General features: G+C 71.3%; 5 protein-coding genes and 16 pseudogenes. 9 read left to right on the forward strand and 12 right to left on the reverse strand.

The window, feature by feature from the left end:
* The first annotated feature begins 822 nt into the window (after positions 1 to 822).
* Entirely contained in the window at positions 823 to 987 is a 165-nt protein-coding gene (locus RBJ77_RS43470; RefSeq protein ID WP_372350055.1) for an alpha-N-acetylglucosaminidase C-terminal domain-containing protein, read from the forward strand.
* Between the two features lie 317 nt (positions 988 to 1,304).
* Positions 1,305 to 2,152 (forward strand): annotated as a pseudogene (locus RBJ77_RS43475) (chitosanase).
* Between the two features lie 215 nt (positions 2,153 to 2,367).
* On the opposite strand, the gene RBJ77_RS43480 reads toward RBJ77_RS43475, so the two are convergent.
* The 4 genes and pseudogenes from RBJ77_RS43480 to RBJ77_RS43495 all read right to left on the reverse strand — a co-directional run bounded on the left by RBJ77_RS43480 (position 2,368) and on the right by RBJ77_RS43495 (position 10,277).
* Complete coding sequence (locus RBJ77_RS43480) at positions 2,368 to 3,294, reverse strand: hypothetical protein (protein ID WP_372350056.1); 927 nt, start codon at positions 3,292 to 3,294, stop codon at positions 2,368 to 2,370.
* A gap of 157 nt (positions 3,295 to 3,451) precedes the next feature.
* Positions 3,452 to 4,666, reverse strand: a pseudogene (locus RBJ77_RS43485) (AAA family ATPase).
* Between the two features lie 2,452 nt (positions 4,667 to 7,118).
* A pseudogene (locus tag RBJ77_RS43490) lies at positions 7,119 to 8,589 on the reverse strand (nucleobase:cation symporter-2 family protein); the annotation flags it as partial.
* 307 nt (positions 8,590 to 8,896) lie between these two features.
* Positions 8,897 to 10,277, reverse strand: a pseudogene (locus RBJ77_RS43495) (8-oxoguanine deaminase).
* A gap of 802 nt (positions 10,278 to 11,079) precedes the next feature.
* Between RBJ77_RS43495 and RBJ77_RS43500 the strand changes: the two are divergent.
* Entirely contained in the window at positions 11,080 to 11,508 is a 429-nt protein-coding gene (locus RBJ77_RS43500; protein ID WP_372350057.1) for a hypothetical protein, read from the forward strand.
* A 360-nt stretch (positions 11,509 to 11,868) separates the two neighbouring features.
* Here the strand turns inward: RBJ77_RS43500 and pucL are convergent.
* The 5 pseudogenes from pucL to RBJ77_RS43525 form a co-directional block, all read right to left on the reverse strand.
* A pseudogene (gene pucL / locus RBJ77_RS43505) lies at positions 11,869 to 12,805 on the reverse strand (factor-independent urate hydroxylase).
* A gap of 6 nt (positions 12,806 to 12,811) precedes the next feature.
* Positions 12,812 to 13,196: pseudogene (locus tag RBJ77_RS43510) on the reverse strand (hydroxyisourate hydrolase).
* Positions 13,189 to 13,696 (reverse strand): annotated as a pseudogene (locus RBJ77_RS43515) (2-oxo-4-hydroxy-4-carboxy-5-ureidoimidazoline decarboxylase); the annotation flags it as partial. The pseudogenes RBJ77_RS43510 and RBJ77_RS43515, both read right to left, overlap by 8 nt.
* Positions 13,697 to 13,843: 147 nt before the next feature.
* Positions 13,844 to 14,165, reverse strand: a pseudogene (locus RBJ77_RS43520) (transcriptional regulator).
* A 39-nt stretch (positions 14,166 to 14,204) separates the two neighbouring features.
* A pseudogene (locus RBJ77_RS43525) lies at positions 14,205 to 14,478 on the reverse strand (hypothetical protein).
* Between the two features lie 190 nt (positions 14,479 to 14,668).
* Here RBJ77_RS43525 and RBJ77_RS43530 point away from each other — a divergent pair.
* The 4 pseudogenes from RBJ77_RS43530 to RBJ77_RS43545 all read left to right on the forward strand — a co-directional run bounded on the left by RBJ77_RS43530 (position 14,669) and on the right by RBJ77_RS43545 (position 18,130).
* Positions 14,669 to 15,485, forward strand: a pseudogene (locus tag RBJ77_RS43530) (TIM barrel protein).
* 120 nt (positions 15,486 to 15,605) lie between these two features.
* Positions 15,606 to 15,963: pseudogene (locus tag RBJ77_RS43535) on the forward strand (NAD(P)-binding domain-containing protein); the annotation flags it as partial.
* Between the two features lie 142 nt (positions 15,964 to 16,105).
* Positions 16,106 to 16,544: pseudogene (locus RBJ77_RS43540) on the forward strand (NAD-binding protein).
* A 131-nt stretch (positions 16,545 to 16,675) separates the two neighbouring features.
* Positions 16,676 to 18,130, forward strand: a pseudogene (locus tag RBJ77_RS43545) (catalase).
* 1,032 nt (positions 18,131 to 19,162) lie between these two features.
* Here the strand turns inward: RBJ77_RS43545 and gcl are convergent.
* Positions 19,163 to 20,929 (reverse strand): annotated as a pseudogene (gene gcl, locus RBJ77_RS43550) (glyoxylate carboligase).
* Between the two features lie 306 nt (positions 20,930 to 21,235).
* Between gcl and RBJ77_RS43555 the strand changes: the two are divergent.
* Together RBJ77_RS43555 and RBJ77_RS43560 are read left to right on the forward strand one after the other, a co-directional pair.
* Positions 21,236 to 21,843 (forward strand): annotated as a pseudogene (locus tag RBJ77_RS43555) (hypothetical protein).
* A 91-nt stretch (positions 21,844 to 21,934) separates the two neighbouring features.
* A pseudogene (locus RBJ77_RS43560) lies at positions 21,935 to 22,394 on the forward strand (GNAT family N-acetyltransferase).
* 75 nt (positions 22,395 to 22,469) lie between these two features.
* Here the strand turns inward: RBJ77_RS43560 and RBJ77_RS43565 are convergent.
* Together RBJ77_RS43565 and RBJ77_RS43570 are read right to left on the reverse strand one after the other, a co-directional pair.
* Complete coding sequence (locus RBJ77_RS43565) at positions 22,470 to 22,790, reverse strand: hypothetical protein (protein WP_372350058.1); 321 nt, start codon at positions 22,788 to 22,790, stop codon at positions 22,470 to 22,472.
* A 58-nt stretch (positions 22,791 to 22,848) separates the two neighbouring features.
* Positions 22,849 to 23,181: a hypothetical protein gene (locus RBJ77_RS43570; RefSeq protein WP_372350059.1), complete on the reverse strand. Its 333-nt coding sequence runs from the start codon at positions 23,179 to 23,181 to the stop codon at positions 22,849 to 22,851.
* Between the last annotated feature and the right edge of the window lie 10 nt (positions 23,182 to 23,191).

A 23,191-nucleotide genomic window follows, 5' to 3' on the forward strand; every position in this document is an offset into this window, starting at 1 on the left:
CCCGCCGAAGGCGATCGTGGAGGCCGACGACCGGCGCCGAATGCTGGTCGTCGAGCGGCATCTCCGACCGGTTTCCCCGCCGTCACTGGACCGCGAGGGCGGACTGGTCCGGCACCCCGTACGCGTTCGTCGATCTGGAACTTACCGGCGGGCACACGACGCTGGGCGCCAACACCCGTGACTGCGTTGCCTCACGACCGGTGGCGCACGAAGCCGGGCGCGCTGGAGGCCAGCGGCACGGCACTGCTGCCGGAGGCCCGCGGACTAACAACGGCCGCGTTCGAGGCTGTCCTCCGAGACTCGCCTGGCTGGACGGCGTTGGACCTGAAGGCGTGGTTCGACGCGATGGGGCGGTGGCGCGCTACGGGGGCCGTGACGCACGGGGCGGCCGCCGCCTGGGACGTGCTGCGCCGCACCGCGTACGGCACGGCTGCGCGCGGACGGCTGGGCGGGAGGGCGCGGACGGGCTGTTCGGCGCGCGCCCGTCCCTTGACGGCGCGCTCGGCAACGCTCACCACGGTCGCCGAAGCGACTGCGCTACGATCGCCACCGAGTTCGAGCAGGCCCCTCGGCCATCTGCTGGCGATGCGTCCGGCGCGGACTCATCGGCGTACCTGGTGGGATCTGCTCGACGTGGCGCGCCAGGCGGTGATCGAACCGCAGCCGCGCCCTGCTCCCCCGGATCGGGACGGCGTACGGCGGCCAGGACGCGGCGGCCTTCGACCGGCTCACGCGGGAGTGGCTCGCGCTGATGGACCTGCTCGACCGGCTCCGCCACCGACTCCCGTCATCTGCTGGGAGTTGGCGCGCCCAGGCGCGGGCGTGCACGACGGGGCGGAGCGGGACCGGCTCGCGTACGACCAGTTGTCGCTCGTCACGGTGTGGGGGACGCGCGAGGGGGCCGAGGCCGGGCTGCACGACTACGCGAACCGGGAGTGGGCGGGCTCGTCGGCGGTCTCTACCGCAAGCGCTGGGGCCGCGTACTGACACGCTGCGGGCCGCCCTCGATGCGGGTGGCGCGCCGCGGACGATCGACTGGTTCGCCTTCGACGACGCCTGGATCCGTGATCCCGGCCCGCTTCCGGCCCGCGCCACTGAACGTACGAAATCGCTGTTCAGGTGCGCGAACGGCTGCGCGCGGCGCCTGGCTCCATCGGAGTCCGGCACTCCAACTCCCCTCTCCCAGCCCTTCTTGACGGGTATACGTCACCCGAAATCTCTGGTAGGAAAACCTTCCTAACAGTCGGCGGTCCGACGAATCCCGCCGGCGGACTCCCTCAAGGAGGACCCGTGCCCACTCCCACATACGCACGTCCCGTCGCACCTTGCTCGCCTTCCTCGGCGCCTCCGTCGTGGCGGGCCTCGCCCTGACCACCCGAGTTCGCCGACGCCGCGCCCGTCGCGGCGGGTGCGGGCGGGCTCGACGACCCGGCGAAGAAGGAGATCGCCATGCAGCTGGTGTCGAGCGCGGAGAACTCCTCGCTCGACTGGAAGGCCCAGTACAAGTACATCGAGGACACAGGGCCGCGGCTACACCGCGGGCATCATCGGCTTCTGCTCCGGCACCGGCGACATGCTCGACCTCGTCAGGGCTGCACACCGACCGCGAGCCCGGCAACGCGCTCGCCGGGTACCTGCCGGCGCTGCGCGAGGTCGACGGCACCGACTCGCACGACGGCCTCGACCCGGACTACCCGAAGGACTGGGCCGAGGCGGCCGGGGACGGCGCGTTCCAGCAGGCCCAGAACGACGAGCGCGACCGGGTCTACTTTCCGCCCGGCCGTCGCCCAGGGCAGGGCCGACGGCGTCCGGCACGCTCGGCCAGTTCACGTACTACGACGCCGTCGTGATGCACGGCGACGGCTCCGACGACCAGCTTCCGCAGCATTCGCAAGCGGGCGCTGAACCAGGCGAAGCCGCCCGCGCAGGGCGGCGACGAGGTCACGTGGCTGAACGCCTTCCTCGACGCCCGGGTGTGGGCGATGAAGCAGGAGGAGGCGCACAGCGACACAGCCGGGTCGACACCGCGCAGCGGGTCTTCCTCGACCAGGGCAACCTGAACCTGGACACGCCGCTCGACTGGAAGGTGTACGGGGACAGTTTCCATCGGGTAGTCACGCCCGGTGCCGCGCGGGTGGTCAGCCGATCGTGACCACCCGCGCCCAGTCCGGCGGCCCGTCCGGGACGTAGTCCGTCCCGCTCGTTCACCCGCCGGCCGACCCGCGGGAACAGGCCGACGACCGTCCGGCAGGGCGGCTGGGCCGACGGCCACGGCGTCCTGACCGTCCGTCAGGGCCACGATCACGTCGGGCCGGGCGCGCAAGGGCGCGGTCGAACCTGAGCGCAGATCGGTGCCCCCGCCGCCGATCAGCTCCATGCTCTCGGCCCGGCACAGCGGGACGGCGACACCGGCCGCCGCGTCGCAGGACACCACCGACACCAGATCGCGCCGGCCGCCGACCGCCCGCGCGATCGCGGCCAGCCTCCAGGAGCGCGCTGCCCAGTTCGGCGTCGCTCACCGACCCCGAGGTGTCGATCACCACGCAGACCCGGGGCGGGGTCCTGCGCAGGCTCGGCAGGACGACGCTTCGGGGACGCTCGCCGAGCGCCGGGAGGGACGGCGGTAGCTGTGGTTCTCGCCGACGCCGGGCGCCCCGCCTGCCGCGGCGCGGACCGCCGCGCCCAGCAGCTGCCGCCAGGGCTGCGGAGTCTGGAACGCCTCGTCGGCCCAGCGCCGCCAGCCGTCCGGGCGTCGCCCGGACGGCCCTTGATACCCCTCGGCGACCCGGAAGCGGACGGCGTCGCGCTGCTTGCCGTGACGTGCGCGTCAGGACAGTTCCCACGGCCTGCGCTGCCCGTGGGCGCCGCTGCCGCAGTCCAGCCCAGAGCCGCTGCGCCACGATCCCGGACACATCGACGACTCTGCGCAGGTACTCCTCCATCAGCAGGCTGAGCCGCAGCAGCGACGGCAGCATGCGCCTGCGGGCTGGCAGGCCGTCGCCGTAGATGTCGTCGTTGATCTCGAAGCCGGCGGCGATGTTGCGGCGCAGCCCCTCCCCGGCCCGTACCTTCGCTCGCGGCGCGCTTCGCCCGGGCGTGGTGGTCGCGCAGCAGGTGGGAGACCTCGTGGACCCAGAGTCTGGCGAGTTCCTCGACGGACATGCGGGCCACGAAGCCGGGCGAGACGTAGCAGCGCCAGTGCGCGTCGACCGCCATCGTCGGCACCGAAGTGGTCCTCCTTCCACCACGTGCAGCGCGAAGAGCGCGGCGGCCCAGATAGGGGCGGACCCGCACCGCGTGCAGCCGCGCGCGAGCAGCTTGTCCACATGTCGAGCGGGAGTCGGGGCGCGGCGTCGACGGCGGGCGGCCGGGGCGGAAAGCCGCCCGGGACCGGACGCGCGCGCGGGCTTGGGTATCGGCCGGGGGCAGCGGGCGCCGCGCGTGGCCGCCGTCATCGGCGCGTCCCGGCGACGGCGACGGGTCCGACGCGTTTCACCGACCGGTCGGCGCCCTGGGCGAGGACCTCGATCGCTCGGTGAGCCGCTCCACCGCGGCGGGCACGCACTCCCAGTCGTCGCGCCGCAGCCCGGCGAGGGCGCGCCGGCCGGAGCGACCAGCAGGTCAGCGCCGGCTTTCCAGGGCTCGCACCAGGACCGCCCAGCCGGCCTCCCCCACCGGTCCCGCTCGGGCCGGGCGCCGACGGCCGCGACCACCGCTTCCAGCGCGGCCTGGCGCAGATCACCGCGCTCCGGCAGTTCGGCGGCGGCCGTCGGCGAGCAGCGACTCCGGGGTCGGGGAGGTCCATCCGGTCCAGGTGGGCGAGGAGTTCCGAGGCCCGGGGCCGTCCTCGACCGCGCTCCCGCACGAGGAGCGCGGAGGACCTCCGGGAGGCTGGCCGCCGTGCCGAAGGCGAGCAGGGTCAGGGCGGCCTCCAGCGTCGCGGCGAGGGCCGCGCCCCGCCGCGCGCCGTGGTCTCGGTGCTGGGCAGCCGGTGGATCAGTGTCGAGGCGGGCGGCCAGGGAAGCCGCAGACCGCGCGCCGGGCGAGCGCCACCGCGTCGGCGAGCCGCTCCGGTTCGAGGCGGGGCGGTTCGGCGCGCGCCGCTCCCGCCGAGGCCGCGCACCACGACGTCTCCGGTCGTGCGCGGTAGAGGTGCGCGAAGCGGTTGGCCAGCGGCGGGCTCAGTTCCCAGCCGTCGGCGGCCGACGCGCGCGGGTTGGCGGCGGCCACGATCCGTACGCCGGGCGGCAGTTGGAGGGAGCCGACCCGGCGCTCCAGGACGACGCGCAGCGCGGCTCTGGTCGGCGTGGCGGTGGAGAGTTCGTCGAGGAAGAGCGGCCCGCGCCCGGCCGTGACAGAGTCTCGACGGCCCACTGCGGCGGGGCCGTCGGGACTCTTCTTGGACCGCCGGGGTCGTCGCCCACGATCGGCAGGCCGGAGAGAAGTCCGACGGCTCGTGGACGCTGGCGATCACGGTCGTCAGCGGCAGGTCGAGGGAGGCCGCCAGCTGGGTGAGGGCCGCGGTCTTCCCCCGATGCCGGGCTCTCCCCAGAGGCAGGACGCGCAGATCGGCGGCGACGGCCAGGGTGAGCGCTTCGAGCTGCTCGTCGGGAGCGCGCGCCTCGGTGGTCGTGCTGCGCAGGAGAGGGCACGGGTCGCCGGCCAGAGTCGAGTTGGCGCTCGGTGGTGGCGGCCGGCCGGGCCGGCGGGACGGCGGGACGGCGTCCGGCACGTCGGTGCGGGCGGGCGCGGGCAGGAGGGTGCCAGGGGTTCACGGGCATCACCTTGGGAGAGTCGAGGGTCGGAAGCTCGGCGTCGGCGAGGCGGCGCCGGACGGCCCGGCCTGGGTTCACGGGGACGCACACAGCCATCAACCGGGCGTGTGAGCGGGACTTTGGGGCCCGGCCTGAGCGAGGAGGCCGGGTTCTGTGGGGTGCGGTCGGCCGTCAGCCGGCCAGGGCCGCACGCGGCCGGAGTGCGCGGGCCCCGCTTGCGGAACAGCTCGGGCGGGGGTGCAGCACAGCAGCAAACGCAGCGCTCGCTGAGTGTGAGGCGGCGGGCTGTGCGGCGTGAGCCCGGCGCGGAACAGTCCGTGGTCGACGCGGCGGTCCGCGGCCGACTCCAGCTCGCTCGCGCAGCGCCCGTCGCGCAGCAACCGCGGCCGGCGAGCAGCCCCTCGACCACGGCCAGCGCCCCGACGACGTCACCGTGGCCGAGCCGTCCCGGACCGCGGGCAGCGCCTCCGGACCTTGCGGTGCGCCGAATCGATGGCCCGCCAGACGCAGCGGTGGCCCGCCGAGCGCCACCAGCCCGCCCCTCGCGGCGCAGTTGGTCCGGAGTCGTGGTCGACCGCGGTCAGCACGTCGCGCAGGGCGATGCGGTGGACCTCGCCCCGGCACTCCACCCGGTGCGGGGTCGGCGGGCCGCAGCGGGTGCGGCGCCGTCGGCCGGCGGCGCGCGCGCGCCGAAGCGGCGCCAGGGCAGCGGCCACCAGCGCGGGTGCAGCAGCCGGTCGGCCGTGACCAGACCCGCCCTGAAGCAGCTCCAGGTCGGGCGGGGTCACTGGCCGCCGCGTCCGGCAGCACCGGGAGCGCCGCGCGACCACCTGGGGGCGCCAGGGCGCCGCCGGCGGCCGGAGCCTCGGGGCGTGGCTGTCGTCGGGCGCGCGACGAGCCGTACCCGGTGCGGCCCCGCGCGCTACGTGCGCACGGTGAAGGCGCCGCGTGGCGCACCCCTTCGGGCCCGCAGCAGGAGCTCCGCCTTCGGCGGCCCGGTCGGGCTCGGCGCGCCCGGCACAGTCTCGCCGCTGCGCCGGGCGTCCCGCCAGGTGCCGGTGCAGATCGAGGCCGGAAGTGCCCGGTCGGGGCGGGGGTGCGGATGCGGAGTGCGTCGGGCGGGGTCCGCCGGCGCCTTCCCACAGCGTCAGCGAGATCCGCTGCCCGGCGTCGGCCCAGGCGGGCGGGGTCCGCACGACCAGGTGCGGCGGCGGTCCCGGGGCCGGACTCGGCTACTGCGCGAGGGAGATGGTGGTCCGGGCCTGAAGGTGCCCGTCGGGGCGATCCTCGGCATGTGCCAGCGCAGCAGGTCCGGGCGCGAGGCGCGCAGGTCCGCCCGCAGGCGCGTGGTGAGGTCTGGTGCCGTGGCGGTGGCGCACGGCGCGCAGATCGAGGTCGACGTCGATCCGGGCGGCGGCGCAGGCCCCCGCCCAGTCACCGGCCCGCTCGGCGGGCGGTGGCGGTCTCGATCATGGACGGTGGCACGGCGTACTGGCGCACGCTGCCGCCACATCAGCAGGGTAGGTCGGGATTCCGTTCGCGAAAGTGAGGCGCCATCAGCACTCACCCTGAAGCGAGGCGAGTCCCAATCCGCACGAGTGTAGTGTTCATCATCGGCGTCATCATAACCACGCCGATGGCGATCTGTCGTCGAGTTCTACCTGCCGGTCCTCGCCGGCTAGTGCGAGGGCGGCCTTCTCCAGCGCTCGGCTCCAGAGCCCGACATGATCATCCCGGACATGGGCCGTGATGTGCTCGACGGGCCAGTCCCACCAGAAGCGGAGTTTCGAGCAGTCGCCGAGACCCGGAGAGGTCGAAGCGGGGTGCGGATCACGCGAGGCGGAGTTGCCGCCGGCGATCGCAGCGGCGCGGGTGTCGTCGGCGACGGCTGCCAGCCGGTCGCGCTCACACGCGCCGAGGCCGACGGTGACGCCCGCGCATCACGGTGAGCTCTGTTGTCACCGCACCACACGTCGTGGCCGACGGTGGTGTCGCCGCGGGTAGGGAGGTCCGTGAGCAGGTCCATGTGCGCGGCCCAGAGGCGCGCCATGATCGGGAAGAACGTGCGCCGTCCATGCGGTGGTTGGCGCCGTTCATGATGAAGCGGATCCCGGTGCCGAAGGCGCAGAAAGCAGCCGATGCGGAGCCGGTCAGCCATGTAGTGGTAGAAGGACGTTGCAGGTCTCTCGAACTCGGTGGCCGCGTCCGGGTCGTCGTGTAGCTCCTGTGCATCGCCGGCCTCGATCAGCCGGAGGTGATCAAAGGGGTGGCTCTGAGCACCACGCGGGGGCTGCTCAGGGCATCGCGCAGGACGTGCGGGTCGCGTGGGCGCCATGCGGACGATCACCGCACCGTCGCGCGTGGCGCCGCGCCCGGCTTTCCCGGCGCCGGCCGGGATCGAGTGCGCGGCGGCCGACGCTCCCGTCCGCTGTTCCGCGATGGCTCCGCCCGGACTCCATGGGGCGAGGTGACGTCGTCGGCCTCCCGGCCGCGGCCGATGTGGTTGAACAGCAGGTTGAGGACGACGGCCTGCGACGCGGCCGGTGGAGATCCCGGAGTCCAGGATGGTCTTCGAGTTCTCCGGGAAGGCGTGGTAGAACTCCGGCGCCGCGATGGGGATCCAGCGCACGGCGAGCGACACCGCGACGATGAGGACGTTGCTGTCGCTTCTCCAGGCCCGCCTTGACGAGGGTCTGGGATGCCGCTGGCGGCGACCGAGCCGAAGAGCACGACGCCCGCGCCGCCGAGGCGCCGGGCGCGGCACGACGGCGATCAGCGAGGCCGCCATCGGGCACAGGCCCATGAGGACGAGGAGACCCGCCGCCGGTGGCCACCACGTAGCGGCTGCGGATCTTCGCGTCATCGCGGACGAGGCCGTGTTCTGGGCGAACGCGCTGCACATGAAGCCGTTGAAGAGCGGGCTGATCGCCGAGCCGAGCGTGTCGAGCGCGCAGACCGGCCGCGTGTGGTCTTCTTCGGCCGGGCGGTCGACGATCTCGCCGAGGAGCGAGCATGCCGGCGGTGGACTCGGTCATCGAGACGACCATGACGTGACGCAGAAGCGAGACGATGGCCGCGCCCGCGAACTGCGGGGCGCCGAAGTGGAACGGGTCGGGAAGCCGACGATGTCCGCGTCACCGACCGGTGAGAAGTCCGTGACGCCGAACAGGATGGCGCGATGAGCGTGCCGACGAGCCAGGCCGAGGAGCACCGCGATCTGCTTGACGAACCCGGTCGTGAAGCGGCGCAGCAGCAGCGCGACGACGCAGCGTGATGCCGGCCCAGGGCGGAGGTTCTTCTATCGAACCGTAGTCGGCTGCCTGCGTTGGGCGCATCCAGCCGAACGCGACCGGCATCAGCGAAGATGCCGATGAGCATAGTGATGACCAGTGCCGGTGACGACGGGCGGGAAGCAGCGGACCATCTTCGAGAAGAACGGTGCCGCGACGAGATCCGAGGACACCGGCGACGATCCACCGCGAAGATGACCGGCAGCGCGTCGTCACTTGTCCTTCGTGGAGGCGACGACGGCGAGAGCATCCGGGAGCGACGCCCGCGAACGTCACGCCGTGTTCACGAACGGCAAAGTCGCGCGCCTATCTTCCAGGATGCCGAGCGTTCCCGTGCAGGAAGGTCGCCAGACCGGCCGCGGAACAGACAGGCGCCGGTGAGGAACGTGAGGTCCTTCGGGCTCAGGCCGATCGCGGCGCCGACGATGAGCGCGCGCCACCACGCCCGCGGCACATCGCCGCGACGTAGCTGGAGGCCGGTCGTCGCCATCTTCAGCGGCGGCAGCTTCCTCGTCGGCCGGATGTCGTTTGGTATGCCTCTGCGGACGCGTCGGCGTGGTGCCGCTAGCTTGGTGAACCTGGGCTCTGTCGCCACTGCGGCTCCTCCGGTTGTCTTTCCAGCGGGACGGTCTGCCGGCGCTTTTCGCTTCTGGGAGGTGGGTGCAAGGTGGTGCTGGAGGTGCTCTCGGTGTTCAGCTGTCGTGCGCCCAGGTAAGTACTGACCGCCCCGGGAACGCGTGAGGCTTTAAGACCACGTTCGCGGCACTCGAGCTGCCCGCCGGCAGGATCGAGCCTCGGTCGAGGCCGTCCCCCTGACCGGAGATTTCGGGATCAGTCCTGCGCGGCGATCCGCGCGAGGCGCATGCCTCGTCCCGCGTGGAGCGGGCGATGGCGTCCTCGTGTCGACGATGCAGGAGGCGGCTGTTCTCCCACCACCGGCCCGCTCGTTCACGAGGAGAGAGGGGTGACCAGGGGCGGCCGCGCCGAAGACGAGCGCGGTGACCGGGTCGGCGATGGACGAGTGGGCCAGAAGGTGTCCAGCTTCCACAGGACCAGGTCGGCCAGCTTGCCCGCTTCCAGAGATCCGATCTGGGCGGCGCGGCCGAAAGTGCCCAGGCGCCTCCGTACGTCCCCAGGCGCAGCGCCTGGCGGGCGTTGAGGGCGGCCTCGCGGTGAAGCGCCGAGGCGGTTGATCAGGAGGGCGTTGCGCAGTTCGGTGTGGAGTTCGCCCGACTCGTTCGGCGCGGTGCCGTCGACGCCGAGGCCGACCGGGACGCCGGCGGCGAGCATGTCGAGGACCCGCGCGATGCCCGCCGCGAGGCGGCGTTCGAAGGACGGGCAGTGCGCCACGCCCATCTTCGTGCGGCCGAAGGCGGCGATGTCGGAGTCGTTCATGTGGACGCTGTGCGCCATCCACACGTCCTCGCCGAGCCAGCCGGTCGACTCGAAGTAGTCGGTCGGGCCCATGCCGAACGCTCGTGGCAGAACTTCTCCTCCTCGACCGTCTCGCTGCCGTGGGTGTGCAGACGCACCCCGAGGCGGCGCGCCAGCTCGGCGCCCTGCTTGAGGAGTTCGGTGGAGACGGAGAAGGGCGAGCAGGGCGCCACGGCGACCTGGGTCATGGCGTCGAAGAGGCGTCGTGGTGCTTCTTGACGGTCTCCTCGGTCGCGGCGAGGGCGCCTTCGAGGGTCTCGGACGGCGAAGTCCGGCGGCAGAGCCGCCGTCCTTCTCGCTGCGGTCCATGGAGCCGCGGGCCAGGGTGAAGCGCACGCCCATCTCGGAGGCGGCGCGGATGATCGACGGAGAGGTCGCCCGAGGCCCTGCGGGAACACGTAGTGGTGGTCCATGGCAGGTGGTGCCGCCGCGTGGCCATCATCGCGAGGGAGCCCTGCGCCGCTGCGTACGTCATCATGCTCGTCGATGCGCGCCCACGTCGGGTACAGCGCCACCAGCCAGTTGAACAGGTTGTGGTCCGTGGCCAGGCCGCGGGTGATCCACCGGTAGAAGTGGTGGTACTGCGTGTTGACCAGGCCGGGGTGGCCAGGTGTCCGGTACGCCGTCGATGCGGCGCACGACGTTCTCGAGCCCTCGGGCGCCTTGCCCGCGCCGATGGACTCCGATCCTGTTGCCCGCGACGACGATGTGTCCCGAGGCGTGCACTCGGTGTCGTGCGCGCGTCGACCGTCGCGATGGCGACGTTCTCGAGGACGATGCGGTCTGCCGCAGAAGAAGCCGTGGTAGCGCCATGGTGCTTCCCTTCATTTCGTGAGTGGCGATTGGGCTTTGCGGCAGGACCCTAGGAGGATTTGGAAGTGCCGCGGTGGCGCTAGCGCCTGCCGCAGGTGCGGAATGGTGGAAAGAAGAGGTTCAGCGAGACGGCGACGAGAGTGCGCCGGCGCTGATGCCGGAGCCGAGCACGGTCTGCGCCCAGGCCGGGAGAGTCGGCGCAGAAGGTGGGTGCGGCGAGCGGGATGATGCCCGCGCGCCGAGCGAGACGGGCGACCAGGATGATGTTGGAGCTGTCGTCGAGAGGCCGGCCTCGGAGAGTGCGGATGCCGCTGGACGGCGATGGAGCCGGGAAAGAGCACGATGCCCGCGCCGCCGAGCACCGGCATGGGGACCAGGGAGACGACCGCGCCGGAGCGCACCGAAGGCGCCGAGGATCAGCAGGGCGCCGCCCGCGAGCGGCGACGACGTACCGGCTGCGCACCTGGTGAGCGAGACGACGCCCAATGGTTCTGCGCGAAGGCGGAGGTCGGGAAGCCGCCGAAGACCGGGCCGATGAAGGTGGCGATGCCGTCGGTGCGCAGACCGCGGGTGATGGTCGTGCCGTTGCAGTCGCGCTTCGCAGATCTCGCCGATGGCGAGCATTCCGGCGCTGGACTCGGTCATCAGGACGAGCATGACGAGGCAGAAAGCGAGATGATGGCGGCGGGCTGGAACCCTCGGGGCGCCGAAGGCGAACGGCGTCGGGAAAGCGCCACGGGCGCGGGATCCGAGGGCGAGGTTCCGCCATGCCGAACGGGATCGCGGCGAGCGTTCCGATCAACAGGCCGAACAGCAGGGCGACGGTTGGACGAATCCGCGGCCGAAGCGTTGGATCAGCAGGATCACCACGAGGGCAGGCCGGCCAGGGCGAGGAAGCGCATGTCGCCGTCGGCGGTCTTGTCGCCGCCCCAGCCCAGCCGACCGGCACGGGCATCAGGGTCACCCCGATGAGGGTGATGACGACGCCGGTGACGATGCGGGAAGAACCTCAGCAGCCGTCCGAAGAACGGGCCGATGGCGAGGCAGAAGACGTCTGCGACTACGACCGCCCTGTGGTGATGGCGGGGGAGTTGGTCGCCCTGGGCGTTATCTCGGCGATGGCCAGCATCGGTGCGATGCCGGCCGACGACGCGGCGTTGACGAAGGGCAGCCGGTTCCTGACGAAGCTCCTTTGACGCCGAGCGTCTGCAGGGAGCGTGGCCACGCTCCGCGATGAGCAGGGAGGCGGCGATCAGCCGGGTCTGGCCCGCGGTGTCGGAGCCGGACGGCCTGGGCCGATGATGAGCGGTGACGACGCCGGCGTACATGAAGTGGCGATGTGCTGGAGTGCGGCGGGGACGAGCCGCGACGTGGAGCTTCTCGTCCACCGGTGCACTCTGCGTCGAGGCGTCCGGCGGGTCAAAAGAGTCAGAACACGGGCCCTCGGCTTCAGCCGGCCCCTTGCTGGCACTGCCATTGCGATGCCCTCCGGTGTGGCGCACCCCCGCCGACTGCGGGGTGATGTGCTACTGCGGTCCGGAACGCCTGGTCCGGCGTCAGAGGTTGGTCATGTCGACCGGGATGCGCTGCTCCGCGCCGTCCTGCAGAATCGTGGCCTCGCATCAGGCCGTAGGGCGGGGTCGGCGGCCCAGCACACGGCGCCGCCGTCCTTCGCCTCGTTCTCCAGGCCGAACGCCGAGAGGTCCTGGCGGAAGTGGTGCTGTTCGGCGCGCAGCGGATCTCGTCGATCTCGGTGTGCGGTTGTTGATGACCCGCGAGCCCATATCTTGAACAGGGTCTGCTGCAGCGACAGCGAGTACGTCTCGACGAAGGCCTGAGGATGTGCTTCCTGGCCTGCTCGTGGCACTTGTTCCAGCTCGGGGTGCGCTGGTCGTCTCGCACCCGTCCAAGAAGCGCCACCACGTCGACAGGGACGTGGCGAGGATGCGGTCGCAGTCCTCCTGGAGCGTCGTACTTGTCCTGATGAAGCCCCAGAACTCGGAGTTCGTGGTGTTCATCATTGTCAGGTCCTGGAGCCCGGACAGGACTTTCGAACTTCTCGCCGTCAATGTCACCTGCACCAGGCGTCTCCTGGCCCTTTGCGGACGAAGGAGTGCTTGACCTCGTCGGCACCGATGAAGCTGGCCCGCGTCGGAGCCGGCGATGCGCTCCTGAGGCGTACTCCTCGATGCGGATGCGCGCGCGTGGTGGATGGACGGCTGGCTTGCCGATTTAGTGCCGCGCCAGCGCGATGCCGTACTGCTCGGCCGACTCGATGCTGTGTCTTGGCGAAGGCGAAGCAGGTGTTCTTGGTGTGTCGGTCGGCAGGCAGTTGGCGTTCGACCTGCGAGGTGCATCGTCGTCGAGGTCACCGCTGAGGCGACCGGGAGACGTTCAGGTCCCGATGTGGTGGTGTCATCGCCGTCCTGCGTGATCTTGACAACGCGGTCCGCCTTCGCTGTACTGGTTCGGATCCCCGGGAATCGTGGGCATGGTAGTTCAGCTCCCTCGGTAAACGGAGGTCGAACGGGTTGAGCAGCAGCGGCACGTGGTAGTGTCGCCCGGCTTGACGGCGAACGCACGCCACCTCCGGGAAGAACGTGTCGCTGTCCTGATTCGCGGGGGGCGTCCTGCTGCGCATCGGCTTTGCTCTTGTCGAATACGCTTCCGTCTCGAAGTCGAGACGGAACAGGGTTCCTCCGGGCAGTGCCGGCAGGTCCTGCAGCGGCCGTCCGGCATCGGTGGCCGAGCCGCCGAGCGCCACCCAGGCGGCGCCCGAACCGGCGCGCGCCGCAGGGAGATGGCGACGCCACTCTCGGCGGGGCGTCCTGATGCCGCGTCCAGGATGTGCGTGGACACCGGAAGCGGTGGTCTCGGTGCTCATCAGGCGTTGTTCCTTCTTCCACGAGGCGCGCGAGGCGTACGGTTGATCTTGCCGAGCTCGGTGCGGACGATCTCCCGCTCCTGCTCGGCCGAGTTGCCGATCCGCGCCTTGAGCGTCGAGCATCTGCCCGCGGCGGCTCCGGTGGCGCAGATGAGGAAGACGTCCGAACCGGTCCCAGGCCAGGTTCCGTTCGAGCATCCCGCCTTGAGTTCGGAGGCTTCCTGACATGCCGGCGTTGCTCGCGCGACGAGGTCGGGTCGCCGGGCCTGGCGGCCGATCGGCGGGTGCCCTGCCATCGCCTCTATGAGGTCCTCGGCGGTCAGCCTGGCCATCGCGGCGTCGCTGCTCGTGAAGAGGGCTCGGTGGAAGGAAGGGGCGCTGGGCGAGGATCTTGCTCCCCACGCCGATGAAGCACACACGCTGTGGAGCTTCGGCCGCGGCCGTGCTCTCGTCCGAGGTGGAACCGGGTGATCTCCCCGATACGTAGCCGACGATCCCAGCCGCCGGGTGCCTCCGCGCCCGGTGCTGGACGTGGGCTGCGGATAGCTAACGCCCTCGGAAACACGGCGACGCTTTGTTGAAAACCGAGCGGATGAAAACCGCCGCCCGGTAGGGAACGGACGGCGTTCGTGTTCGCGGAGGTCGTCCTAGTCAGGGCGCCTTCTCCCGGTTGGAGGTTGTACACGGAACCGGGAGACGCCGAGCGCGCCGGGCGACCGTCTCCACCTCCCGTGCCGTACGGAGAAGGCGCCGCGCGCCTCCAGGACGCGCACGACCTCCCGCTTCTCCTGCGGTCGAGCTCGTGCGAGCGGCTTGCGCTCCTTGCGCTCCATCGCGGCCAGGATGTGGTCCAGGAGTCGGCCAGCTGGGGCAGCCGGACGGCTATCACGTCCGCGCCCTCCCAGCTGAGCACGACGTCGTCCTTGCCCGCCTCCTGCGGCGGCACCATCTCGCCCCCATGGCGTCCACGAGCGGCTTGACCGCCCTGACGAAGGGGTCGAGGCATCGTCAACGAGCCCGGTCACTTATCGCCCTCCCGGCTCCGGCACCCTCACCGATCACATTGACCTGAGCGAGACCCGGGTGGCGGCCGCCAGCGCCTGGCGCAGCAGCGCGTCGACCGCGGTGTTAGCACGCGGTCGGCCTCCCCTCGGCGCGGTGCTGCCGAACGGTCCCACGTCGACCGCGCAAGTCCAGGTCGGCCCCCTGCACGACGTCGCGGGCGACGACCGCGTGCTGCGGCGCCTCGTCCAGGTCGAAGGGCCTCGGTCGTGAACTCCACACTCAATCGCACGCGCTCAACCCAACGCCGTCCGGGGTTTTTCCGGCAGCCCCTTGACAGCTGCCACCAGCCGGAGGCAATCTTCCATCACGCAGAAACGAACTTCCGCAATACGGAAGCTCAACGACATCGAACCCGAAGGGAGCGCCGACCCCGATGGGATTCTGCAGACCAGCGCTTCAACGTCAACCTGTCGATCCTCTTCACCGAGCTCCCGCTCCTGGAGCGCCCCGAGCGGCCGCCGCGGCGGGCTTCACCGCGGTCGAGCTGTGGTGGCCCTGGTCGACGCGCGCCCGCACCCGAGCGGTCCGGAGCTCGACGCCCTGCGCGACGCCATCATGACGCACGCGGGCGTCCAGCGCCGACCGGCCTCGAACTTCTACGCGGGGCAGCTGCCGGGGCCCCGACCGGGGCAGCCCTGTCGGTCCCGGGCGAGGAGAGCGAGAAGTTCCGCGCGAACCGGACGTCGCGGCGGACTTCCGCCGCCTCTCGGCTGCAAGGCGCCGCCAACGCTCTGTACGGCAACCGCGTGGGAGGGCGTCGAGGATCGTCCAGGACGAACTCGCCCTGGAGAACCTGCGTGCTGGCCGCCCCGCGCGGCCGACCGCGTCGGCGCCGTGCTGCTCATCGAGGCGCTCAACAAGCCGGAGTCGCCGAAGTGCCCGATCGTGAGCGCCCCAGGCGATCGAGATCGTGGACAAGGGTGAACGCGGCGACCGGCCTCGGCAACGCCCAAGTTCCTGATGGACCTGTACCACCTGTCCATGAACGGCGAGGGACCTGCCGGCCGTGATCGACGCCTACGCCGACAAGACGGCGCACGTGCAGATCGCCGACAACCCGGGCCGCGGCGCGCCGGGCACCGGCACCGCTGCCCCTGAGAGGAGCTGCTCGACCAGCTCACGAAGGCCGGCTACGAGGGCTACGTGGGCCTGGAGTGCTAGCCGGGCGACGCCCCGAGCGCCGAGTCCTTCGGCTGGCTGCCGCACGCCCACCGCGCCGCCTGAGGCGACCCTCAACCCACTGTCGCACCAACGCTTTTGGAGTCACCCTCATGAGCAACAACCTCCAGTCCAGCTCCCGCCCGGCGGTCGCGTGGATCGGCCTCCGGCATCATGGGCTCACCCATGTCGGAGAACCTGCTCAAGGCCGGCTACGACGGTCACGGGCTTCACCCTGGAGCAGGACAAGCTGGACCGCCTCGCCGCGGCCGGCGGCACGGCCGCAGTCGATCGCCGAGGCCGTCACGCGACGCCGACGTCATCGTCACCATGGTTCCGGCGCTCCCCGCAGGTCGGGAGGCCATCGCCTACGGTCCCGACGGCATCCTGGAGAACGCCGTCGGGTGCGCCCTGATCGTCGACATGTCGTCGATCACCCCCGCAGACCTCGGTCGACCTGGCCAAAGAACGCCAAGCGAGAAGGCATCTCGCGTCATCGACGCGCCCCGTCTCCGGCGGCGAGGCCGGCGCCATCGAGGCCGTGCTGTCCATCATGGTCGGCGGCGGGCAGGCCGACTTCGACGAGGCCAAGCCGCTCCTGGGACGCCCTCGGCAAGACCATCGTGCTGTGCGGTCCGCACGGCTCGGGCCAGACCGTGAAGGCCGCCAACCAGCTGATCGTCGCCGTGAACATCCAGGCGTGCGCCGAGGCCGTGGTCTTCCTGGAGAAGTCCGGCGTGGACCTCAAGGCCGCGCTCGACGTCCTCAACGGCGGCCTGGCCGGCTCCACCGTGCTGACGCGGAAGAAGGACAACTTCCTCAACCCGCGACTTCGCGCCGGGCTTCCGCATCGACCTGCACCACAAGGACATGGGCATCGTCACCGACGCCGCCCGCAACGTCGGCGCGGCCCTGCCGGTCGGCGGCGTGGTCGCCCAGCTGGTCGCCTTTGCCCGCGCGCCCAGGGCGACGGCGGCCTGGACCACTCCGGCCCCTGCTCCGCTCGGTCGAGCGCCTCGGGCAACCAGGTCGCGTAAGGCCTCAGACTTCCGGGCCGTGGCGGCGCCGACACGTGTCCTGTCGCGCCCAGGCGTCGCCGCGGCCCGGAACACCCATGCCCATTGATTCAACAAAATGTTGAACAAGCTCCATCCAGAACTTCAACAAACTGTTGACGTAGCTGTTCAGTCCCTTACGCTCCCCCACATCGTCAGCCAATCGTCAGCAGCCACTGCACGGAAGGTCGCCTCTCCACCATGCCCAAGCGCGTGCTCACGACCGAGTCAGGCGCCCCTGTCGCCGACAACCAGAACTCCGCCACCGCAGGCGTGGGCGGCCCGATCCTGCTCCAGGACCAGCACCTCCTGGAGAAGCTCGCCCGGTTCAACCGCGAGCGCATCCCGAGCAGCGTGCGCACGCCCGCGGCTCCGGCGCCTACGGCTACTTCGAGGTGACGGACGACGTCACCGGCTTCACGTACGCCGACTTCCTGAACACTGAGTCGGCAAGCGCACCGAGGTCTTCCTGCGCTTCTCGACCGTCGCCGACAACCTCGGGGGTGCGGACGCCGTCCGAGACCCGCGCGGCTTCGCCCTGAAGTTCTACACCGAAGAGGGCAACCACGACCTCGTCGGCAACAACACCCCGGTGTTCTTCATCAAGGACCCGCTGAAGTTCCCCCGACTTCATCCACTCCCAGAAGCGCGACCCGTTCACGGCAAGCAGGGAGCCGGAGAACGTCTGGGACTTCTGGGCGCACGCCCTCGAGGCCACGCACCAGATCACCTGGCTGATGGGCGACGCGGCATCCCCGCGTCGTACCGCCACATGAACGGCGCACGGTCGCACACCTACCAGTGGACGAACGAGCAGGGCGAAGCCTTCTTCGTGAAGTACCACTTCAAGACGAACCAGGGCATCCGCAGCCCTCGGCCGAGCAGGGCGCCGAGCTCGCGGGCAAGGACCCGAACTCGCACCAGACGGACCTGCTGCAGGCCATCGAGCGCGGCGTGAACCCGTCCTGGACGCTCTACGTGCAGATCATGCCGGCGGCCGAGGCGGCCGAGTACCGCTTCAACCCGTTCGACCTCACCAAGGTGTGGCCGCACAAGGACTACCTGCTGCAGCGCGTGGGCCGCCTGGTCCTCGACCGCAACCCGGACAACGTGTTCGCGGAGGTCGAGCAGGCCGCGTTCTCCCCCGAACAACTCTTCGTGCCGGGCATCGGCCCTTCGCCGGACAAGATGCTCCAGGGCCGCCTGTTCGCCTACGCGACGCGCACCGCTACCGCCTGGGCGTGCAACCACACGCAGCTCGCGGTGAACGCGCCGAAGGCGACCGAGGCGAACAACTACGGCCGCGACGGCGTCATGGCGTCCAACGCCTACGCCCGCAGCCGCAAGAACTACGAGCCGAACTTCGACGGCCCCGTCGAGACCGGCCGCGCGCTCGCCGCGCCGCTCGCGGTCTCCGGCTACACGGGTACGCACGAGGCACCGGCCCACACCAAGGACGACGACTTCTTCCAGGCGGGCGAGCTGTACCGCCTGATGTCGGAGGACGAGAAGGACGCCTGGTCGCGAACATCGCGGGCGGTCTCTCCCAGCGTCTCGCGCGACGACATCGAGAAGAACCTCGCCCACTTCCACGCCGCCGACGCCGACTACGGCAAGCGCGTCGAGGAAGCGGTCCGCGCCCTGCGCGAGGACTGAGCTCTCTGACCGTGCATGGGGCCCGACGGGAGGTCAGCTCTGCACACGGGTAGCCCCGCACCATGCGCACGACCCGGATGAGGGGGTGGTCTGCGCATGGTGCCGGAGGACGAGGACCGCGGCGGCCGGTGCGAACCAGTGCGGTGGTGAAGGTTCCGGGACCACTGTCGACCTGAGGCAGTCGGTCCCCGGGACCCGTCGCCCGCCGCCGCGGTCCCAGCCACATCCCTCCGTGGGACCGGATTCCGTCCGGTGGCGCGCATGCATGTCCCGCCAGTCGCGCGCCGTCGGACGGCACCAACCTCCTCGAACCAGCCCCGGGTACGACGGTCCGTACCCGGGGCTCCGCCATGCGGTGGAGGCGGTCCGGCGCGCGGGTGACGTGTCCGCGCGCCGGGCGCGGGAGCGTGAGGGCATGACAACGACCGCGGTCGCCCCGCCTCCCGTCCACCGTCGCCCGGCCACCGGTACCGCCCGCCCCGTGCCCCTGCTGGGCCGAGCGCGTCGCTCGTCTGATCCCGCTCGTCCTGCTCCCCCAGTGCCTCGTGGCGGCTGCCGTTCGCCTTCGGGTTCGACATGGGCTCGGGCACCGGCTCGATCGGCAGCCTGTGGACTTCCGTGCCGTACGTCTCGGGCTGAGCCTGCTGACCGAGGCGCTCGCGCTGCTCTGCTTCGGGCCTGTCCGGGGCTGGGGGCGAGGTGGTGCCGGCCCGGGTCCCGCTGGTGGGCGGGAAACGGCTGCCGCGGACCGTGGTGCTGGTCCCGGCCGTCCTGGGCGGGCCTGGCGCCACGATGATGTGGGGCGGCTTCCTGCTGAGCGTCCTGGGCGTGCCGGGCTTCGAGGCGCTGGCGGCCACGAGTCGCCTGGGAGCTGCTGTTCGACGTCTGCGTGCTGCCCGCGACGCTGTGGGGGCCGCTCGTCCTCGCGCTCTGCGTCCAGCACGCCGTGCGTCGCCGGAAGTGGCTGCGTGCCGAAGGGGCGGGTCACCGGTGCACCGGTGACCCGCCCTTCGGCGTCGTGTCAGGCCTGGATCAGACCTTCAGCGGACGGATCGACGTGCGCGGCGGCTCCGTCGCGATCTCCTCGAACCCCTTGACCGCGCTATGTCGGCCGTGCTCATCGAGATGTCTGGTGATGCGCTCCAGGATCGCCCGACGACGACCGGGACCTGGTGCTCCTGCGCGAGCTTCTGGCCTGCTCGAAGGCGGTGCTGAGCTCGTCCGGGTCCGTCACCTGATCGCCTTGCAGCCCAGGGGCCCCTCGGCGACCTGACGTGGTCGACGCCGTAGACGCCGAGCCCGGGGCCGTTCTGGTTCTCCGAACCCAGGTTGACCCTGGAAGCTGATGTCCAGGCCGATCTGCGCCTGGCGGATCAGGCCCAGGTAGGCGTTGTTCACCAGGACGGACGTACGGGATGCGGTGCTGGGCGCCGACCGCCAGCTCCTCGATCGCGAACTGGAAGTCGTAGTCGCCGGAGAGCGCCACGACCTGGGTGTCCGGGTCGGCCTTGAGACGCCGAGCGCGGCCGGGATGGTCCAGCCGAGCGGGCCCGCCTGGCCGCAGCTGATCCAGTGGCGCGGCTTGTAGACGCGCAGCATCTGCGCCCGCGATCTGGCGACAGACCGATGGTCGTCACGTACCGCGTGTCCTTGCCGAACGCCTTGTTCATCTCCCCTGCAGACGCGCTGCGGCTTCATGGGGATGTCGTCGAAGTGCGTGCGGCGCAGGAGGGTCTCCTTGCGCTCCAGGTGAGGCTGACCCACGCGGAGCGCGGTCCGGCAGCCCGCCCGCGGGTCTTCAGCTCGCGCGCGCGACCTCGACGAACAGCTCCAGGGCTGCCTTGGCGTCGGAGGTGATCCCGTAGTCCGGCGAAGATCTTGCCGATCTGGGTGGGCTCGATGTCGACGTGGACGAACGTGCGGCCCTCGCGGTACACGTCCAGCTTGTAGCCGGTGTGCCGGTTGGCCCAGCGGTTGCCGATGCCGAGGACGAAGTCCGACTCCAGGAACGTGGCGTTGCCGTAGCGGTGGCCGGTTCCGCTGGCCGACCATGCCCGCGTTCAGGTCGTGGTCGTCGGGGATGGTGCCCCAGCCCATCAGGGTGGGCACGACGGGCGTGCTCGTGAGTTCGGCGAACTCGACGAGCAGGTCGCTCGCGTCCGCGTTGATGATGCCGCCGCCCGCCACGATCAGCGGACGCTCGGAGGCGACGAGGAGCCTGACGGCCTTCTCGATCTGGGCGCGGGTCGCGGCCGGCTTGTAGACCGGCAGCGGCTCGTACGTCTCGACGTCGAACTCGATCTCGGTCTGCTGGACGTCGATCGGCAGGTCGATGAGGATCGGGCCCGGGACGGCCCGAGCGCATCAGGTGGAACGCCTGCTGGAAGACGCCGGGGACCCGCGCGGCCTTCCAGGACGGTGACCGCCATCTTCGCGACCGGCTTGGCGATCGTGGCGATGTCGACCGCCTGAGTCCTCCTTGTGCAGCAGGTGGCTCGGGCCTGACCCGTGATGCACAGGATCGATCGAGTCGCCGGTCGCCGAGTACAGACCGGTGATCATGTCGGTGCCGGCCGGGCCGGACGTACCGATGCAGACCCCGAGTTGCGTGGGTCTGCGAGCCCTCTGGCCATGTGCGAGGCGCCCTCGACGTGGCGGGCGAGCTGTGGTCGATACCGCTCTCTTGAGCTCCTTTGTAGAAGGGGTTGATGGCGGCACTGGGCACGCTGAACGCGTTCGTGACGCCCTCGCGCTTGAGGATCTCAACGGCCGCGCGGGCGGCGAGGTCATTCGAGCCATGAGTGCTCCCGACTTCTGCTGTGACTGACTGCTTTGCTGTCCGGCTGTCGGATTCGCGCTGCCCGTCGCGCCCCGCGGCGAGCTCTGAATTCCGTGCACTTTCACTATGCGAGCGTAGGTTCGCTATATGGAAGCAATGTAGAGGGTCTCGGAGGCCGTCAAGGTGGGATGATGAGACCGACGTCGATCGGAAACCGTGCGACCCAGGGGTGTGCCGTGGCCGAACCCAGTGCGTGCGGGTGCCCGGCGTGCCGGCGCGAGCACCTCTGCACGCCCGCCGTACTGCCGTGAGCCTGCGGCGCCCCGGTGGCCCTGCGCCCTGGTGCGCGGCGCCGCGGCCGGAACCGGTCAGCGACCGCACCTGGGCGGACGACTGGGTCACGCTGCGCTGCGTGCGGCCGCCGGGACCGGTGGCCGGTGCCCGAGGTCGGCTGCGACTGCGGCACGGTGCTGCGCGTCCCGGTGCAGAGCGACGACCATGCGCCCGCGACGCCGTCGCACATCCTGCTGCTCCCGGACGGCGCCGACGCCCCGCCCCCGCGTTCCAGCCCGTCGCCATCCGCACGGCGCGGGACGCGGTGACCGCCGCGGCGCTCTACTTGCGCTGGCTCGGCTACCGGGACGTCCGCCGCGCCGACCAGCGCCCGCCGTCCGGCATCGGTCTCGCGGCCCGCGGCGTCGTCGCCCAGGCGGGAGCTGTCGGTGCGGCCCGCGACGGTGCGGGACGTGGAGTGCCTGTGGCTCCAGTCGATGACCGAGTCGGCGACGTGCGTCTACTTCTCGCTGGCCGGATACGCGGACGAGGCCCGCACCCGCGCCGACGACCTGGGCGTCCCGCTCTTCGTCCTGGATCTGGCCGGGTGCCCCAGCCGGTGAACAGCCCGGCGGACGAACTCATCGCGGGCGGCGCGTAAAGCGCTGGGGCGCCACCCGGCGGCGCGGCGATACTGACCCGGTGATCATTCGCGACGCCACCTCGCCCCGACCTGCCCCCGCCTCCAGGACATCGAGACGGCCGCGGAGAGGTCTTCCGCACGCTCGGCATGGACGCGATCGCCGACGACGAGCCGCCCACCGTGGCCGAGCTGACCCGGTACGCCGACGCGGGGCACGCCTGGGTGGCCGTCGACGAGGAGTCGGGGCCCGCCATCGCGTACCTGGTCGGCGAGCCGGTGGACGGCGCCTTCCACATCGAGCAGGTCACCGTGCACCCGACGCCGCCCGGCGCGGGGTGGGCCGGGCCCTGGTCGCGTACGCCGCCGACTGCGCGCGCGACCGGGGCCTGGCCGGTCTCACCCTCACCACCTTCACCGACGTGCCGTGGAACGCCCCGTACTACGAGCGTCTGGGCTTTCGCCGGCTCGCCGCGGCCGAGCTCACGCCGGGCCTGCGCCGGATCCGCGCGGCCGAGGCGGCGCACGGTCTCGACCGGTGGCCGAGGGTCTGCATGCGGCGGGACCTGTGACGCCCGGCACCCGCCATGGTCCTACAACTCGCCGTACCCTCCCGAGTTCGACCTTGCGGACCTTGCCGCTGACGGTCATCGGGAACGCGTCGAGGACGCGCAGCCGGGTCGGCACCTTGTAGTGGGCGAGCTGGTCGCGGCAGTAGTCGCGGACGTCGTCGAGGGTGAGCGGCCCGCCGGATCGCGCAGGATCACGCAGGCCAGCACCTCCTCGCCGTACTTCTCGTGCGGTACGCCCACCACCTGCACGTCGGCGATCCGCGGATGCCCGTACAGGAACTCCTCGATCTCGCGCGGATAGACGTTCTCCCCACCGCGGATGATCATGTCCTTGATGCGGCCGACGATCTGCGCGTAGCCGTCCTCGCGGAGCACCGCCAGGTCGCCCGTGTGCATCCAGCGTCCGGCGTCGACGACCTCGGCGGATCTTCTCGGCTCCCCCAGCAGCCGAGCATCACGCTGTAGCCGCGGGTGCACAGCTCGCCGGCCCTCGCCGCGCGGCAGCGTGACCCCCGGTGACCGGGTCGACGACCTTGACCTCGATGTGCGGCAGGACGCGGCCGACGGTGCCGGTGCGGCGCCCAGGTCGTCGTCGCGGCGGGTCTGGAGGGAGACCGGGGACGTCTCGGTCATGCCGTAGCAGATGGAGACCTCCGCCATGTGCATCTCGGCGACGACCCGCTTTCATCACCTCGACCGGGCACGGCGAACCCGCCATGATGCCGGTGCGCAGGCTGCTCAGGTCGTAGGAGGCGAAGTCCGGCAGGTTCAGCTCGGCGATGAACATCGTCGGCACG

This window comes from Streptomyces sp. KL116D, from assembly GCF_030766975.1.
Classification (GTDB): domain Bacteria; phylum Actinomycetota; class Actinomycetes; order Streptomycetales; family Streptomycetaceae; genus Streptomyces; species Streptomyces longispororuber_A.